At 69.4% G+C, this 18,213-nt stretch carries 10 protein-coding genes; 2 read left to right on the forward strand and 8 right to left on the reverse strand.

Annotation, left to right across the window (positions count from 1 at the left end; genetic code table 11):
• Positions 1-185 precede the first annotated feature (185 nt).
• The 4 genes from AB0J64_RS12650 to AB0J64_RS12665 all read right to left on the reverse strand — a co-directional run bounded on the left by AB0J64_RS12650 (position 186) and on the right by AB0J64_RS12665 (position 4,423).
• Positions 186-473, reverse strand: coding sequence for a Fic family protein (locus tag AB0J64_RS12650; RefSeq protein ID WP_364024921.1), 288 nt, complete (start codon positions 471-473; stop codon positions 186-188).
• 149 nt (positions 474-622) lie between these two features.
• Entirely contained in the window at positions 623-772 is a 150-nt protein-coding gene (locus AB0J64_RS12655; protein ID WP_364024924.1) for a hypothetical protein, read from the reverse strand.
• On the reverse strand, positions 769-1,086 hold the full coding sequence (locus tag AB0J64_RS12660; RefSeq protein WP_364024927.1) for an antitoxin VbhA family protein: 318 nt from the start codon (positions 1,084-1,086) through the stop codon (positions 769-771). The genes AB0J64_RS12655 and AB0J64_RS12660 overlap by 4 nt, the downstream gene beginning before the upstream one ends.
• A gap of 313 nt (positions 1,087-1,399) precedes the next feature.
• Entirely contained in the window at positions 1,400-4,423 is a 3,024-nt protein-coding gene (locus AB0J64_RS12665; protein ID WP_364024930.1) for an endo-1,4-beta-xylanase, read from the reverse strand.
• A gap of 240 nt (positions 4,424-4,663) precedes the next feature.
• Here AB0J64_RS12665 and AB0J64_RS12670 point away from each other — a divergent pair, with 240 nt between their 5' ends.
• Complete coding sequence (locus AB0J64_RS12670) at positions 4,664-6,874, forward strand: pectinesterase family protein (protein ID WP_364024933.1); 2,211 nt, start codon at positions 4,664-4,666, stop codon at positions 6,872-6,874.
• 20 nt (positions 6,875-6,894) lie between these two features.
• Here AB0J64_RS12670 and AB0J64_RS12675 read toward each other — a convergent pair whose 3' ends face one another.
• The 4 genes from AB0J64_RS12675 to AB0J64_RS12690 form a co-directional block, all read right to left on the reverse strand.
• A complete protein-coding gene (locus tag AB0J64_RS12675; RefSeq protein ID WP_364024935.1) occupies positions 6,895-7,755 on the reverse strand; it encodes a hypothetical protein in 861 nt (286 codons plus the stop codon).
• Complete coding sequence (locus AB0J64_RS12680; RefSeq protein ID WP_364024938.1) at positions 7,752-12,242, reverse strand: hypothetical protein; 4,491 nt, start codon at positions 12,240-12,242, stop codon at positions 7,752-7,754. Before AB0J64_RS12680 ends, AB0J64_RS12675 begins: the two co-directional genes overlap by 4 nt.
• 117 nt (positions 12,243-12,359) lie before the next feature.
• Positions 12,360-15,599 (reverse strand): hypothetical protein, encoded by a 3,240-nt coding sequence (locus tag AB0J64_RS12685; protein WP_364024941.1) that lies wholly within the window; start codon positions 15,597-15,599, stop codon positions 12,360-12,362.
• Entirely contained in the window at positions 15,596-16,987 is a 1,392-nt protein-coding gene (locus AB0J64_RS12690; protein WP_364024943.1) for a glycoside hydrolase family 43 protein, read from the reverse strand. Before AB0J64_RS12690 ends, AB0J64_RS12685 begins: the two co-directional genes overlap by 4 nt.
• 320 nt (positions 16,988-17,307) lie before the next feature.
• Here AB0J64_RS12690 and AB0J64_RS12695 point away from each other — a divergent pair, with 320 nt between their 5' ends.
• A complete protein-coding gene (locus AB0J64_RS12695) occupies positions 17,308-18,204 on the forward strand; it encodes an intradiol ring-cleavage dioxygenase (RefSeq protein WP_364024946.1) in 897 nt (298 codons plus the stop codon).
• Positions 18,205-18,213: the final 9 nt, after the last annotated feature.

Consider the following 18,213-nt stretch of genomic DNA (forward strand, 5'->3'; position numbering starts at 1 on the left):
CCCGTAGGTATGGCCCTTGCGCCTGGCGAACTCATCGACCCCCAGCGCCTTGGAAAGTGTGGCCGATCAGGAAAAGTGGGCCAGACCCACACGCACTTGGCCGTGGGCAGTTGGGCGGCTTCTCGCCAGTCTCATGCGTCCGGCGATAACTTGATCACGACGTGGACTCTGCTGATTCCAGCCAATCATCCTTGATCGGCTGAGGGGCTCAGCAATGAGTCGAGCAGCGCACGAAGCGGCTCATTGCCGCCGCGAAGAGAAGCCTTTGATGCTTGCGCATTGCCGTCTGCTTCCAGATTGGACCAGTCGATGGGCCAACCTGCTTCACGACTGAGTTGGCGGAAGAAGGCGCGCTGCGTACGACCGTTGCCCTCGCGGAACGGGTGGATCGCGTTGACCTCCGCGAAATAGTGGGTCAATCGGTCAACGAATTGGCTGCGTGAGAGCCCACGCAGGTAACGCTCCTTCGCCAAGGCACCGAAAACCTCGCAGAGTACGTCTCGATGTGCTGCGGGAGGCAGAACGGATCCGATCGCGCGATCCCTACCACCTTGATCTCACCAGCCCATGGGTAGAGATCACCGAAGATCTCGCGATGGAACGAGCACAGATGGACGAGGTCCTAGCCGCCGGGCAGGATCCTGGTGTGCAGGTCCGCCAATGCCACCAGCGTCAAGTCCGCCTCCACCTGGCGCAGCCGCTTGGGGTCGGCGATTCCAATCCGGTTCCGCAGCACACCATTGGAGGGGTCGACGTACGGATCGATGGTCACGGCAGGCCGTGCAGCCTTCGAACGAGCTCACGCATGTGCGCCGTGCTGATCTCGCCACGCGCCCAGCGTTCAGTAATGGCCTCGGCTTCAGCTCCCACTGTGAGTCCTTCAGCCCGCACCGACGCCGCGGCCTCCGTCAGTGACTTCGCCCGCTCTGCGGTGAGCTCATCGAATACCTCGACCGGAACCATGACCGCTTCGGTCTTGCGATGTGACCCCACGCCCACCGGCGTGCGGTCACCCTTGCGGAACCGCTCCAGCACGCGAGGCAGTTGCTCGCGGGCCTCGCGCACAGACAGAGTCTCGATCAGCATGGCTAAAGTGTACCCAATCGTGTACACACTTAGTCAGTCTCCGGCACTGCCAGTACTCGCGTGAGGACCATTCCTGAATCGTTGCATCCCGGTCTCCAAGTTGCCCGAAGGCATCCGGTCAGGGTGGGCATCAGCAGGCACATCCCGGTAGCAGGGCAAGTCTCACTGTGGGCTCGACTGGGCACCGATGGTGTCGTCGCGCCGACAGGCGCGCCCCAGGAAGGACAGCCCGAGCGGCAGCGAGGACCGCTCGGGGCGGGTATCAGCAGGCCGACCACCCAGTAGGGCAACGGATGGGTGCACCCCGGGCGACCTACCCCTGGGCCAGGCGGAGGACGCCCCAGTGGCTGGTGTCCAGGTAGCTGCGGCCCGTGCTGTCGTTCCAGGTCACCGCGCTCGTGCGCGCGGTGCCCGTCGCGTCGTTGACCTGGATGTCGAAGCCCAGCAGCGTGCCCCGCGCCAGGGTGATCGTGGGCAGGTCGATGGCCGCCTCGACGACGTATCCGCCGGGCACCGCCCTGGTCGCCGCCTTCACGTGGTCCTTGACGCCGCTCGCGTCGAACGTCCCGCCGACCGTGACCCGGCCCGAGAAACTGACGCGGTACTGGCCGTCGTCGTCCTCGTAACCCTTGGTCTTGCCGTTGCCCGGGTCCACGAAGATCTCGACGGAGTCCTGCTCCCACGGGTTCGGGGACTCCTCGCTCAGCGTGGGGTCGGAGATCTGGGCGAGGACGTACAGCGTGGATCCGCTCCACAGCGAGCGCACCTTGGCGGTGGCGCCGGACGCGCCCTGGATCCAGGTCCCGGTGCGGATCTCCGGCGCGGCCGACCAGGCCCGGTCCACGATGCCGTCGAGCACGGGCGCGCGGTGGGCGGCCGACGTCAGCTTGATCGCGGCCGCCGGTGTCACCTTCCCGTTCCAGACGGCCTCGCCGGAGGAGTCGTGCACGGTCACGTTCACGTCCGTGCCCGTCCCGACCAGCGCCTCGACGCGGTACCCGGTCGCGGTCTGCCGCACCGCCGCCTTCGGGCCTCCGCCCTGGCCTCCCGTCACCCCGCCGGAGGGCCCCGCGCCCTGCCCGCCCGTCGCCTGGCCGGAGAGACCTCCGCGCCGCCCGACCACGTACGGCGTGCCGTCCACGGTGAACGTCACCCGGTCGTCCTTGCCGGCGGTCGGATCGGTGACCTCGGCGAGCAGGTAGAGCCCCTTGGCGGACGAACGTGCCTGGAACCCGGCGGACACGTCGCCCACGCGGGCGATCGGCGAGTCCGGCAGCAGGTCCCACTCGAGGTCCCGCCTGCCGTCCACCTTGGGCGTCCCGGCCGGCGCCTCCAGCCTCCGTACCGAAGGCGCCAGCCGGGACGGGTCCACGATGCCCCAGTACGCGGGCTTGGCCTGCAGCTCGTCGTCGAAGGGCAGCGGCGCGTTCAGCCGGGGGATCGGCCAGGAGCGCAGCCAGCTCACGTCGTCAGACTCTCCCCACACCGTCACCGAGCTGAGCTTCGCGGCCTGCCGGCGGAAGACGTCGAACAGCTCCTTGTACCGGTGGCCCTGCTGGACGAGCAGCTCGGGCGGGATCGTGTCGTACGAAGAGACGAAGTCCGTATAAATGCTGACATCGAGTTCGGTGATCTGCTGGTCCACGCCGAGCGTGGCGAAACGCTCGATCGTGGCCTCGACATCGGAAGCGGGCGGGTGCTCGATGTTCAGGTGGAGCTGGTGGCCCACGCCGTCGATCGGCACGCCTTCGTCCTTGAGCCGCTTGACCAGCGCGTACAGGGCCTCACGCTTGCGGGGGAACTCGGTGTTGTAGTCGTTGATGAAGAGCTTGGCGGCCGGGTCGGCCTCGTGCGCGACGCGGAAGGCCGTGCGGATGAAGTCGAGGCCGGCGATCTCGTACCACTTGGAGCGACGCAGGCCGTCGGGCTGGTTCTCGTCCACGACCTCGTTCACCACGTCCCAGGCCGCGATCTTGCCCTTGTACCTGGTCACGAGCGTGCGCACGTGCGTCTCCAGGCGCTTGAGCAGCAGCTCCTTGTCGGCGTTCTGGAAGACCCAGTCGGGGGTCTGGCTGTGCCAGGCGAGCGTGTGACCGCGGATCGTCATGCCGTGCCGGGTGGCGAAGTCCACGAGGTAGTCGCCGTCGGCGAAGGTGAACTCGCCCTCTCTCGGCTCGGTGGCGTCCCATTTGAGTTCGTTGCCGGGCGTGACGCCGTTGAAGTGCCTGGCCAGCAGCTCGCCGTGCACGCCGAGCGTGTCGGGCCGGGTGAACGCCGAGCCCATGACGAAGGGCACCTTGTCCTTGAGCGCGGGGATGTCGGTCTGGATGGGCTTCGGCTGGACGTAGGTCATGGAGAAGTCGTCCAGGTAGAAGGGGAACGTGCCACTGTCGGACTCGACGTACAGGCTGAGGAAGTCGACGTCGTACGCGAGCGTGTACGTGCCGGACAGCCGCACCCACTCCCCGGCCGGCACGTCCTTCGGCGAGACCACCCGCTCGTAGCTCGGAGTGCCGCCGCTCCTGCGCTCGATCGCCAGACCGAGCCGGCCCGACGCGGTGTCCGGCCCGAGCCGCACCCATACCGACAGGGCGTACTTGTCGCCCTTGGCCATCCGGCCGAGCACGTTCAGCGCGGGGCCGTCCCAGGAGGCCGACCGGCCGCCGACCGCCAGCGCGCGGCTGCCCGCGTGCGCTGCGGCCGTACTGGACTCGAGGGTGGCGGCGGCCCTGGGCGCCCAGTCCTGCGCGGTGCCGTCCTCGAAGTCGCTGCTGATCGGCTCGCGCGTGGGATCGCCGAGCGGGGTGATGACGATGTCGTCCAGGTAGAACCGGCCGGTGGCGTCGGAGCTCTCGGCGTAGAGCTGCACGCCGGTGGATTCGGCGGTGAACTGGTAGTTGCCCGACAGCCGCACCCATCCCCCGTCGGTCACGGTGGCCGCCGCGACCCGCTCGTACGTGGTGTCGCCGCCGGCCGGGGTCCGCTGCACGGTCAGCGCGATCGTGCTCGACGGCTGGCCGCTCACGAGCCGCGCGTACGCGGTCACGGTGTAGCCGACGCCCCTGACGAACGGCGCGTCGATCGACGCGCCGTGCCACGTGGCGGTCCTGCCGGCCGTCAGGAGGCCGCTCGTCCCGCCGTGGGCCGCCGCCCCCGTCACCGTGACGGAGACGCCCTCGCCGCGCGGGCCCCATCCCTGGGTGGTGCCGTCCTCGAAGTCGTACGTGACGTCCGCCGCGGAGTACGCGGAGTACGTCCGGTCCGCCGCGGCGTGCGCGGAGACCGCGGGCACGAGGCATAACAGGGCGGCGGCCACCAGAGCTCGAAGGGTGCGCACGATGCTCCCGCTGAAAGTTTCATGAAAGCGCCGATAAATATCAGGCGGACTGTAGATGTGGCGCGCTCGAACGGTCAAGATCGCGCATTATCCTGCAATCGATTGTTGCTGCAATAGTGCAATTTCACTGCAGGCCATTGACGGAGTGAGGGCATTGAGTCAGCGTTCTGTGCAACCGATTGCCGCACCCCCTCGGCGAGGTTGCCCATGCGACTCCTGTTGCTACTCCCCCTGATCGCCTTGACGACTCCGCCCCTGGCGGCCACGGCGCAGGCCACCACCATCGTGGTCGCGGCGGACGGCACGGGCGACCACGCGACCGTGCAGGACGCGGTCGACGCCGTCCCGGCGGGCAACACCCGGCCGGTCACCATCCTGGTCCGCAAGGGCACCTACAGGCAGCAGGTGGTCATCCCGGCCGACAAATCACACATCTCCCTGGTCGGGGAGACGCGGGACCCGCGTGAGGTGGTGCTCACGTTCGACGCCTCGGCGGCCACGCAGAAGCCGGACGGCTCGGGGCCGTACGGCACCTCCGGCAGCGCCTCGTACACGATCAGCGCCCCCGACTTCACCGCCCGCAACCTCACCTTCGAGAACGCCTACGACGAGGCCGCCCACGGCAACAGCCAGGCGGTGGCCGTGCGGACGACGGGCGACCGGCAGGTGTACGACAACGTGCGGTTCATCGGCAACCAGGACACCCTGTACGCCAACACCGCCTCGGCCACGACGGTCGCCAGGCAGTACTTCACCGACTGCTACGTCGAGGGCGACGTCGACTTCATCTTCGGCCGCGCCACCGCCGTCTTCGACCACTGCCTGATCAAGGGGAAGACCCGCGGCAGCGCGGACAACAACGGCTATGTGACCGCCGCCAGCACCGAGCTGAGCAACCCGTACGGCTTCCTGATCTACCGCAGCCACCTCACCAGCGACGCGCCCGCCCGCAGCTTCCACCTGGGCCGCCCCTGGCCGGCGGGCGGCTCCACCACGGCGCGGGGCCAGGTGCTGGTACGCGAATCATGGCTGGGACAGCAGATCAAGGACGCACCATGGACCGACATGTCGGGCTTGAGCTGGCGGGACGCCCGCCTGTCCGAGTACCGCAATGACGGTCCGGGCGCCTCTGTCAACGACGACCGGCCGCAGCTCACCCCCGAACAAGCGGCCGCCTTCACTCCGGAGAAGTACCTGGCGGGCGGCGACGGCTGGAACCCGATCCGCCGGCACCGCCCGATCCCGCGCGAGCCCGGCCGCGAGGCGCTGCCGCGCGACGACGGCTGGGCGTCGGCCACCACCGGCACCACCGGCGGTTCGGCCGCCCGCCCGCAGGACGTCCACGTCGTCGGCACCAGGGCCGAGCTGGTGGCGGCGCTCGGGAACCCGGCCGACAACACCCCGAAGATCGTGTACGTGAAGGGCGCGCTGGACGCCCACACCGGCCCCGACGGCACGCCGCTGACCTGCGAGGACTACGCGGTGAACGGCTACAGCCTGCCCGCGTACCTGGCCGCCTACGACCCGGCCGTCTGGGGCAGGAGCAGTGTCCCCTCAGGACCGCTGGAAGAGGCCCGCAAGGCGTCCTACGCGAAGATGGCCGAGCACGTCACGATCACGGTCGGCTCCAACGTCACCCTCATCGGCCTGGGCCGTGACGCGGCGCTGAAGAGCTTCGGCCTGCGCGTCAGCAACGCCGACAACGTCGTCGTCCGCAACCTCACCATCACCGACACCTCCGACTGCTTCCCGCAGTGGGACCCGACCGACGGCGCGGACGGCAACTGGAACGCCTCCTTCGACAACGTCGAGGTCTCCGGATCCACGCACGTCTGGCTCGACCACAACACGCTCAACGACGGCGACAGCCCGGACTCGGGCCAGCCGCGCTACTTCGGCCGCCCGTACCAGGTCCACGACGGACTCCTGGACGTGGTCCGCGGCTCAACCTACGTGACCCTCTCCTGGAATCACCTCAGCGAGCACGACAAGGTGACCCTGATCGGCAACACCGACTCCGAGAGCAGGTACGGCGAGGGCGACAAGCTCAAAGTCACACTGCACCACAACTATTTCGAGGGGCTCGGCCAGCGCACGCCCAGGGTGCGCTTCGGCCAGGTGCACGTCTACAACAACTACTGCACGGGCGGCGACGACCACGGGTACAGCATCGGCGTGGGCTTCGGCTCCAAGGTTTACGCCGAGAGCAACGCCTTCGACGGCATCGCCGCGGCGAAGGTGCTGTCGGTGTTCAACGGCACCGCGATCACCGCGAGGAACAACCTGGTGGACGGCGCGCCCGCTGATCTGGTGGCCGCGTACAACGCCGCGAACGGCACGTCACTCGGCGCCGACGCCGGCTGGACGCCGACCCTGTTCACCCGCGTCCACCCGCCCCAGGCGGTGCGCCGGCTCGTCACCGCGGGCGCGGGCGCCGGCCGCCTGCGCTGAGGCGGCCTGCGGCGGACCGCTTACGAAGCCCCGGTGTACGGCGCGATCGTCGTCGCGGTGAGCGCGGTCCCGAGGTAGCCGGCCAGGGAGTGAAAATTCCCCAGGCCGATGAACGCCTCGTCGTGGAGATCGACGGGGAAGCGATCGCCGAGCCGCTGGGGAACGGCGACGAGGTCTCCCGGGTCGGCCAGGTTGACCCACCTGGCCACGCCCGGAGGCCGCGCGCCTTTCCCGTCGACCGGCCCGGGCTCGAGCACGTCGAAGACGCCCCCCGGCAGGCCGAGCGGCGAGCCGAGCGTGACCAGCAACTCGACCTCCAGGTCCGGATGAGCATGCAACGCCTCGTAGGTGACCACCGAGCCGAGCGAATGTGCCAGGACCACCCGGGGCCGGTGCTCGCTGATCGCCTCGGCGACCTGCGCGCGAGCCTGCCGTCGCCGCTCTGGCGTGGCGAGATAGGCGTGCACCTCCCTGGCGAACGCCACCGCGATCCGGGCCAGCAGGCTCACCGGCACTCGGCGTCGCCGCGCCAGCCAGTCGAGTCCTTGCCGGACAGGCATGGTCATCGGACCCTGCGCATCCGCGGGGTCGGGCACGCCGGCCTCCCGCAGCCACGCCCAGGCGAGCGATGCTTCCTCCGCCGACAGGGACTCCACCCGCTCGTCGTCGCCCGCCCCCTGCGCTTCGGCGGCGGCGAGCAGGTGAGCGTAGTAGGCCGCCCGTAACTCGGGCACGGGAGAGCTGAAGCCCGCCGCCGCGAACCCCCTGGCGAGGTTGGGCTGCCACTTCCCGGCCAGCGCCGCCGCCGCCTGCACCGGGTCGAGCCCGCGCTTCCGGTTGCCGATCCCGTGCACGGCAAGGACCGGTGATGTCACGTTCATGGAATCTCACTTTCGCCGGGCAGGGAGAACAGGGCCAGCTCCGGCCCGAAGCTGACGACGAAACCGCGCGGATGCGGCAGCAGCCACCGCGCCGGGTACGGCACGATCAGCGGCGGTCCGTCAGGTTCACCGGTGACCGCGTCCCACAGGCACACCCGATGTCCGCTGGTGGTGACCAGCCGGGCGCGACCGCCGGCCTCGGTCACCACCGCCGATCCCACGGCCTCGTCGTGGGTCAGGTCCATGACCGGACGGCGATCGGACAGGTCCAGGACCCGCACCCTGTTGCCGCTGCAGATGAGCATGTGAGCACGTCCGTCGATGTCGACGAGCTCCCCGTGCGTGATCGGCCAGCCGCTCCCGGGAAGGGTCCTGACCACGCGGCCATCGGACAACCGGATCACCCGGAAGGTGTCGCCCGACGTCATGAGGGCGTGCGCCGTGCCGTCGATGCCGGCCGCCAGCAGCTGCCTGCACCGGGACAGGTCCAGGACCCACCGGGTGGAGTCGTCCACCAGGTCCAGCGCGTGCAACCAACGGCCGCTCCCGACCACGGCGTGGGGCCGCCCATCGATCTCGGCCGCCATGACGCCGTGAACGGGCTTGGCGAACTCGAGGGTGTGCAGGAGCACCGCGTCGGGGACGCTCCACACGTGCACGAGGTGCTGCGGCCCGGGACAGGTGGTGAGCGCGTGCGCACGGCCCCGGAGGTCGGACACGGTGACCGCGCTCACGCGCCGGTCATGGTGGAGCCTCTGCGCCTGGACACCGTCGGCCAGATCCCACACGCGCACATCGTTGCCGCCCGAGACGGTCAGCCCATAGGCGCGGCCGTCCACGGTGGCCACCACCGCCGAATCGATCGGCCGGTCGCTCCTCAACGTGCGCACGAGGATCCCGTCGGCCAGATCCCACACCCGCGCGTCCCGGTCGCCGGCCGTGGTGAGGCCGTAAGGTCTTCCGCTCACCTGGGCCGCCGCGAGCGTGCCCACCGGGGTCGAGTGATGCCTGATCCCTCCGGCCACGTCCCAGACGCGGACGACGTGGTCGAGGTCGGCGGTGAGGGCCAAGGGCCGCTCGCCGTCCCAGGTGAACGCCGCCGCCTGGACGTTGCCGTGGTGGCCGGAGAAGGTGTGGTGCAGGCCGCTGCCGGTCAGATCCCACGCGTGCAGGCTCTTGCCGCTGACGGTGAGCACATGAGGCCGCCGCAGGACCTCGGCCACACCTGTCACCTCTGCCGGCCCCTTGTGGACGAGCTCGTGGTGGAGCACGCCCGTGTCGAGGTCCCAGACGGACACGACGTTCCTGCTGGCGGTGAAGGCGTGCGGGCGCCCGTCGAGCTCGAACGCCGTGATCTCGCGCACGGGGTCGAGGTGGTCGAGGGAGTGGCGGAGCGCGCCGTCGGTGAGGTCCCACACGCGTACGCCGTTCTCCGCGGTGGTGACGGCGTGGGGACGTTTGCCGATCTCCACGCCGGCCACCGCGCGCAGACGGCGAAGATGGCGCAGGACCCGCCGCTCGGCCCCGTCGGTGAGATCCCACAGGCGCAGGCCGTCCTCGGCGTAGGTGAGCGCGTGCGGGCGCTGGTGCACGGTCACCGGCTCCACGTGCCGCACCGGTGCCCCGTGTCCCAGCTTGCAGCGGCGCACGCCCCCGGCGAGGTCCCAGACGTGCACGGTCTTCCCGGCGGTGATCAGGGCGTGCGGGCGGCCGTCGATCTCCGTCTCCCCCATCCCCTGGACCTGGGGACCGTAGAGGGTGGCGTGGCGTTGCGTGCCGTCCGTCAGGTCCCAGAGCCGCACCTCCGTCCCCGCGGCGATCAAGGCATGGGGACCGCCCGGCATCTCTGCCACCCGGACGGCCTGCACCTGCTGCTCGCAGGTCAGAACATGTCGCTCCGTGCCCTGCGCCAGGTCCCAGAGCCACACCTGCCTGCCCTCGGCGGTCAGGGCGTGGACGCGGCCGTCGATCTCCGCCGTCGTCATCGCTCTGACGTGGTGGCGACGGCTGAAGGCACGCCGCAGGGCAGGGTGGATGTTCGCGTTCGTCGCCCATACCGGGTGTGCGGCGGGCGAGCCGTCCTCGGCCACGGCGTGCGCGAGCTCCGGATGGTGCCAGCGGACCGCGTCCAGTTCCAGCAGGCGGCGGCGGTCCTCGGGGGTCCGTCCGGGATGATGCTTGATCGAGGTGTCGAGGATGCGGGCGTGGAGCTTGGCCGTACGGTCGGTGGCGCGGTGCGCGTTGGCCGCCGACGTCACCGGGTCGGCGTGCACCAGGAAGGCGGGGTCGAGCAGCAGGGCGTTGACGGCCTGCGGACCGGCCGCGGCGGCGTGCTCGACGAGATGGCGGCGCACGTACGGCGAAGCGAGGTCCCACAGCCGGCTCCTGCCGTCGGGCGCGAGGGGGACCGTGTCCCGCAGCCTGGTGAAGACCGCTTCGGCGAGGCTCCGGCCGGTGGTCCCTTCGCCGGGCTGGTCCTTGCGCAGGTGCTCGACGACGGCGTGGTGGAAGAAGCGGTAGAGCTGGCGTCCGTCGGGGCCGGTGCTGGTGCGCAGGTAGAAGGTCGCCGCCGCGAGCGCGCGCCGCGTGTCGGACAACGTCCGCACCAGGGCGTGCGACCCGAGGCCGCTGCCGGTGGCGAAAGCGGTGGCCACCGAGTGGAGGGCCTCGAGCGGCATGCCCTCGCCGCGTGCGAAGGCCACTGCCCGCAGCACCGGACGGAGCCATGGGTCCTGCTCGAAGAGCGTTTCGAGGTGCAGGTCGAGCATGCCCGGCAGGTCGATGGGGAGGCGCTCGACGCTCGCACGGGCATCCAGCGGGGCGCGCAGCCGAGTGAGGTAGTCGGCGAACAGCACGGCCAGGAGGAAGCGGCCGTGATGGCGGGCGCGGGTGAGCCGATCGGCGACCTGCCGTGCGACCTCGTCGACCGTACCGCGCGGGCTGCGAGTGGCGAGCGGCCACAGCGCGTCCCGCAGGTAGTCGGCGAGGTCCGCGGCGAGTTGCGGGGCGGGCACGCGGTCCAGGTCGATCAGCTCGCCGTCGCTTCTGAGGCGTTCCCGTAACGCGGGGAAGCCGCGCCAGGGGCGGGTGCCGATGAGCACCCGGCACAGCGGCCGCCCGTCGCGGGTCGCGGTGACGAGGGGCAGCACGACCTCGGTGACGATTTCCTCGGCGCGCAGGGCCTCGTCGAGCGCGTCGAGCACGACGACAGCGCGCTGGGATCTGTCCCGCAGCCGCTCCAGCACCGCCTGAGTGGTCCATGGGCCGCCGGCGGGAGGATCGCCCAGGCGGAGTTGGCGGGCGAGGGAGGAGAGGATCTCGGCCTGGCCGCGCTCGCGGGTGTGGACCGCGGCCAGGAAGGGATGCACATCCGGCCGCTCGGCGGGGAGGATGCGGCTGAGGACGGGGTCCGCGATGTCGTGGAGGTCCTGGTGCGCCAGGCAGAGCGTGACGCCCAGCAGCGCGGACTTGCCGGCGCCGGGCCCGCCCGTCACCACCAGGAGCGACGGTTCGGCGCCTGCCGGGTCGTCCAGCCAGGCGTTGATCCGCAGGCGCTGTTCGCGCCGGCCCGCGAAGCGGCACTGCGTCGCCGCCTGCGACGACGTGCCGGAGGCGCGGGAGAGGAAGTGCAGCGGGTCCAGGCCCGGGGCCGCGTCGGCGGCGAACTGCCACAGCGCGCTGTCGCGCCGCCGCTGGAACTGGTCGGACAGGTTGTCGGCGTAGGCGGGATTGGGGAAGAACGGCGGCGGCTCGGCGGACGCCTCCAGCCGCGGCGTACGTACCACCGTCTGCCCGAGGCGCTGCTCGTCCTGCTCGGCGAGGCGGGCCAGCTCGCGGTCGATCTCCTCGGCGAGGGTCTCGACCGGGATGTACGCGAGCGCGGGTGAGACGTCCAGCAGGCCGTCGCGCAGGCGTTCCAGGACGGTCGTGGTCGCCTGGGTGAAATGCGCCTTGTACGCCTTCTCGTCCTCCGTGCACGCGGCGATGACCCAGGACTTCCTGTCGCGGGCCCGGATCCCTTGCGCGAGCTGGTACACCGCCGCCCGCCCCGCCCCGCACACGTCCAGCAGGAACAGGGTGGGAGCGCCGTCCCGCGTGTTCTCCACCTCGTCCAGCCACGCGTTCACGTAGACGGCGGTGCGAGGCAGAGAGCCTGGGTCGCTGTCGTGCACCGCCAGATACAGGCTCGTGTCCGAGCTGCCGAGCACGCCGTGGCCGCTGAAGTGCACGATCAGCGCCTCGCCGGCCGCGCGCCCGCGCAGCTCCTGCCACGCCTCGTCCACTCCGGCCAGCGAAGGGTGCAGCAGCGGCGCGTCGTCGTGCACGCGCAGCCCCTGGAGTCGGGCCATTGCGCGCGCCAGGTCCGTGACAGCGGGGGCCACGCTGGCCAGCGGCTCGAACCCCGTCTCCGCCGATCCCATGGGATCCCACTCGCCCTGCTCGACCACCCGGAACGAACCGGCCCCCACCACGAGCGCCCGCGTCACCGTGCCCCGTCCTCCTCGTAGGTCTGGCCAGACAATCAAGCCTAGGAGAAGAACGCCGCGGTGTCCCATCAGAGACCCGAAGGGGCGGGTCCGCGCGGACCCGCCCCTTCGCATGTGTCACGTCGCGTAGGCCTTGACCTCCAGGAGGCCCACGGAGTTGCTGCCGTTACCGGTGAGCAGCACCCGCAGGCGGGTGGTGCTCGTGGCGGTGAAGGTGACGCTGTTGTAGGCGTTCTTGTTCAGCGTGTACGCCGACGCGCCCGGCACGTCCACGTACGCGCTGCCGTTCCAGTACTGCAGCTTCCACGACGCCGGCATGTCGATCCCCTCGTCGTCGTCGAAGAAGTACACCTCGGCCCGCTTCACGGACTGCGCCGAGGACCAGGTGAGGTCCACCCACTGCTGCCCGGTCTCCGGCCAGCAGCCCCAGCGCGGGTTGACGGTGTCGTTGGACGACGGCGGGTCGATCCCGTCGTTGACCGCGGCCACGCTCTCCCACGACGAGGTGTTCGACGCCGACGGCGTGGCCGACAGCGCCAGGTTGGGGTTCTGGGGCGGTTGCACGCCGCCCCGGTTGTAGACCTTGACCTCGGTGAGGCCGGTCCTGGCGCCGGAGGCCGCCGTGGCCAGCACCCGCATCCGCTGCGCGGTGATCGCGGAGAACTGGACGACGTTGTAGTTGGCCCGCGGCGCGGCCGGGTTCTTGGCCTGGCCGGGCACGTCCACCCAGGCGCTGCCGTTGTAGTACTGGATGGTGTAGGACGCCGGCGCCCGGTAGGTCGCGCTGGCCGGCCGGCTGTCCTTGAAGTAGAGCCGGACCTCGTTGAACGTGCGGGACGCGCCGAAGTTCAGCTCGTACCAGTCCTGCCCCGCGGTGGTGCCGCCCCAGAACGGCTCGTTGATCGGGAACCCGTCCTTCGCCCCCGCAGTGGAGCTGCCCGAGGCGGTGGTGGAAGCGGTGGCGGTGGCGCCGTCGGCGAGGTTGGTGAGGTTGTCGGTCAGGTCGACGCCCGCCTTGGCCAGCATGTCGACCATGCGGGCGCTGGACTGGACGACCTGCGAGGGCGCCTGGAGCCCGGGCACGGCCACGTGGTACGTGACGGTCCCGTTGGTGGTGACGTTACCGGTGGCCGGATCCCACGTGAACGGCACCAGCGACGACACCGTGGCCGCCCGGCTGCCGTTGATGAAGATCGAGTAGCCCTCGGGCACGCCCGGGTAGCGCACGACGCCGTCGGACGGGTCGTCCCAGACGATGGTCAGGTCGGCGTTGCGGTAGCGCAGGTTGTTGACGGTGAAGTTGGGCCAGCCGATGTTGATCGGCGAGAGCTCCACCTTGGCGTCGTTGCGCGGCCGCAGTCCGGCGACGTCCTCGATCACGGTCCAGTTGCTGCTGCCCAGGATGTTGTGGTGGATCCAGGAGCGGTACGTGATCGACGAGCCGTTCCAGTCGGCCCAGAACTCGTTGGCGTCCGGATACTGGGTGTTGCCGTTGATGTACTGCGCCCAGGCGTTCCAGTAGAGCAGCTTCTTGTACCAGTTCGTGTCGATCCACTGGTTGGGGTAGTTCCGCAGCACCGAGGAGAGCAGGCGGAACTGCACGGTCGAGTTGATCGTGGAGAAGTTGTTGCTGCCGGTGCCCGAGGCCGCCTTGTCGGCCTGGTTGGCGGTGTAGAAGGGGAAGATCGGATACTGCGCCGGGTCGTTGAACAGGCGCAGGGCCTGCTTGTACGTGTCCGTGTTCGGGATCGCGCCGACCGCGAACGGGTAGTAGTTGTTGATCTCCTTCCACGGCACCCATTCGTTGGTGGACTTCAGCCGGTGCTCGAACAGCTGCCGGTTCGGGTTCCACAGCACGTTGACGATGGCGTTCTGGATCTGCGTGGCCAGCGTGCGCATCTCGTTGGCCTTGGCCGTGTTGCCGATCGCCTCGTACGCCTGCGCCGCTGCCAGGGCCCCGCTGTACTGGTAGGCGGCCTCGGCGCGGTCCATGTTGCCGCTCTTCCAGTGGAACGACACGGCGTCGGCGTCGTTGCCGGTCAGGGCGCCCCAGTCGTACTCGATGAGCTTGTTGTTGTCGTGGTCGTAGTAGGCGAGCTGGCCCTTGACGTCCTGCTCGGCGTAGCGGGCCAGGTTGGCGGCGATGGCGGGCTGGCCGCCGTGGATCTGGTAGCTCTTCCAGGCCGCCTCGGCGATGTACTGGGTGTAGCTGTTCGACCAGTTCTCCGGGTCGCCCGGGTTGTCCACGAAGCGACCGTTCTTGGAGACCTGGCCGACGCTCAGCCAGTCGCCGTAGGAGTAGATCGGGTTACGCAGGTACTTGAGATCGTCGATGTGCATGGGCTGGGTCAGCACGATCGCGTTGTTGTAGCCCAGCGCGCCCTCGACGGACGTGGGGAACTGGAACGTCTGCCCGGGGATGTCCGCGTCGAGGTGGTTGAAGCGCATCAGCCACCAGCGGTAGTAGATGTTCTTCTTGATGGCCGGCTCGGGCACGTCGATGTAGGGGACGTTGTCGGCCCACCACTTGTTGTACGCGCGCACGTGCGTGGCGAACGCGGTGGCGGGCGTGTAACCCGCGTAGGCGTCGTAGTCGGTGCGGGAGGCGGGGATCTCGTTCGTCACGAAGCCCATGACGACCTTGACGGTGACCGTCGCGCCCGCCGCGATCGTGACGGACCTGTTGAGCCCGCCGCTGGAGACCGTGAACCCGTCACCGGTGAGCCTGGGGTAGATCGTGGTGAGGTTGTTGTAGGCGTTCACCTGGCCGGTCAGCTCGCTGCCGCTGCCGGTGGTGGCGTACGGCGAGGTGGCCCGCAGCTGCAGCGTCGTCGAGGCGGAGCCGCCGTTGGTGATGGCCAGGTTGGCCACGGCCACGTTGTTCTCGGTGATGAACTTCGTCTGGTCGATCGTGATGGAGCCGCTGGTGTGCCGGCTCTTCCAGTAGCTGGGCGCCTGCCAGCGCGAGTTCACCTGCTCGGTGAAGGTGCCGGGGGTGACGGCGACGGTGAAGGCGTCGTTGTTGCTGATGCTCTCCCAGTACGCCACCTGACCGGCGAAGCCGAGCGTGCCGGGCGTGTGGGTCTTCATGAACAGCGCACGGCCGCGCGACATGAGCCACGTGCCGGCGGGGTCGTTGCCCGAGCGGGCCAGCAGCCGGTCCATCCAGAAGTCGGTGCCGGAGCTCTCGGCGTCGTAGATGGCCTGCATCATGTTGCCGGTCGTGTACGACACCGGCGGATTGGGGATGGCCGGGCCGTTGAACGTCGGGAAGCCGATGGTCTGATCTGCCTGCGCCGGTGAACCGGCGATGACTAAGCCCGCCACGAGCAGCAGGGCGAGCAGGATACGCCTCATGAGAAGGCCCTCCATTCGAGCACACCGGTCGAGTAGCCGGACTTGGAGGTGATGTTCAGCCGCAGCCGGGTCGTGTTGACCGAGGTGAACGTCGTGGTGTTGAAGGTGTTGCCCGCCACGCCGCAGGACGACTGGCCGGGCACGTTGACGTAGGCGCTGCCGTTCCAGTACTGCACCTGGCACGAGGCCGGCAGGTCTATGCCGAGGTCGTCGTCGAACCAGTAGGTCTGGATCTTGGAGATGTTCTGGGCACTGGACCAGCGGTACTCGATCCACTCGGTGCCCTGGTGGTCCCAGTTGCCGTAGGCGCCGTGGCTGTGGTCGGCCGAGTTGGCCGGGGTGTAGCCGTCGTTGACCGCGGCGAGCGTCTCCCACGGCGAGACGTAGGAGGTGGACGGGGTGGCGCTGGTGGCCAGGTTGCCCGGAGTGGTCGGGCCGCCGCTCGTCTGGACGACCTTCTGCATGGTGCCGTCAGCGTTGAAGTAGAGCTTGTCGATGGTCACCGAGCGGCGGAAGTCGCCCCCGCCCGGGGCGCTCGCGTTGTGGTACACCATGTACCACTGGCCCTTGTACTCGATGATCGCCGGGTGGTTCGTGGTCGAGCTGACCTGGTCGAGCACGACGCCCCGGTGCGTCCACGGGCCCAGCGGGTTGCTCGCGGTGGCATAGCGGATGCAGGCGTAGCCCGGCGCCGAGCAGGCCGAGTCGTTGGCCGAGTAGGCGAGGTAGTAGACGCCGTTGCGCTTGAACATCCAGGGCGCCTCCCAGAAGTTCGACACGCCGCTCGGCGTGATCACCGAGCCCTGGGTGGAGGTCATGTTGGCGTTGAGCTTGACCGCGCGCAGGCCGTAGTAGGAGCCCCAGTACATGTAGACCTGGCCGTCGTCGTCGGTGAAGACGGTCGGATCGATGTTGAGCGGCGAGGAGTTGGGGGTGCTGTCGCTGATCAGCGGGCCGCCCTTGGCGTCGCGGAACGGGCCCAGCGGGCTGTCGCCGACGGCCACGCCGATGTCCATCCAGCCTGCGCCGTTGCCGTTGACCGGGACGTACCAGTAGTACTTGCCGTCCGCGCCGCGCTCGACCTCGCCGGCCCAGGCGTCGGCGCCCGCCCAGGAGAAGTTCGAGATCGAGAGCTTGGCGCCCTGGTCGGTGAAGGTGGCGGCGTCGGTGGAGGTGAAGACGTGCCAGTCGCGCATGACGAAGTTCGTGCCGCCCTGCGGGGCCTCGTCGTGGCCGGTGTACAGGTAGAGGGTGTCGCCGACGACCAGCGCGGCCGGGTCGGCCGTGTAGATCGCGGTGGTGATCGGCGCGCCCGCGAACGCGGGCGTCGCATTGCCGAGGATGAGCACGAGTGCCGCGGTGAGGGCCGCTGCCCAGCGTCGTCTCATGAGTTCGCCCCTTACAATCCAGCGGTTGCTGGTGTTAGCGCTAACAGGGATCGAAGCGGTCAACCTAAAAGGTTTTCGGGAACGTAGAACGGCTGGACGGGGCTGTCAATCGACCCTTGCGGCCACCCGTATGTACCGTGAGCTGCGGATGTCCTGGGTTGCCTTCGCTGATCAGCCAGGGAGCAGCTCGGTTACAGTTTCATATCGCCGAAAAGGCTTTCGATGAACTCATGAAACGTTCATCCAGCGCAAAGGGGACACCCAGGGACCGCCTCGTACCTTGAGGTTCCGGAACATCGGACACCCCAGAAGGAAACGCAGTGGGACACGATCACGAAGGCCAGCGGGTCAGCCGTCGGAGGCTGTTCGCGGGCATCAGCTCGCTCGGGCTCGGCAGCCTGCTGGCGGCCTGCGCCGCCGCCGAGAGCACCGGGAGCACCGCGACCGTCACCACGTCCACGGGCGCGAGCGTGACGCCCACGGCGACCACGGCCAAGGACCTCACCGCGCTGTTCACCGATGCCGGCACCTGCAAGCTGACCAGCACCACGACGCAGGGCCCCTACTACTTCGACGCCGACAAGATCCGCAGCGACATCCGCGAGGACCGGCAGGGCGTGCGGCTGCGGGTCGCCGTCAAGGTGCAGGACAGCGAGACGTGCAAACCGCTCGGCAACGCGGTGGTGGAGATCTGGCACTGCGACGCGGCCGGGCTCTATTCGGGCGCCGAGGCGCAGTCGACCGGCGGGGGCGGCAACCCGCCCAGCGGGAACCCGCCAGGTGGCGGCGGCCCCCCGAGCGGCGCCCCCACCGGCGCGCCGCCGAGCGGTGGCCCGGGCAACGGCGGCGGCGACATGGCGGATCTTACGCCCACCGACGACAAGCGCTACCTGCGCGGCGCCCAGGTCACCAACGGCGACGGCATCGTGGAGTTCACCACGATCTGGCCGGGCTGGTACCGCGGGCGCACGATCCACATCCACGCCATGGTCCACTTCAGCAACCAGCGCGTGCTGACCACGCAGATGATGTTCGACGAGTCGCTCAACAGCAAGGTCATGGCGATGACGCCGTACTCCGGGCACACCGGGCGCGACACGTTCAACGACAACGACAACATCTACGACGACAGCATGCTGTTAAAGATGAACGAGGACGGCGACGGATACCTGGGCACCATCGTCTTCTCCGCCGACTCAGACAAGGACAGCTCCTAGACCCGCCGC

It is taken from the genome of Nonomuraea sp. NPDC049695 (assembly GCF_040674955.1).
Lineage (GTDB): Bacteria > Actinomycetota > Actinomycetes > Streptosporangiales > Streptosporangiaceae > Nonomuraea > Nonomuraea helvata.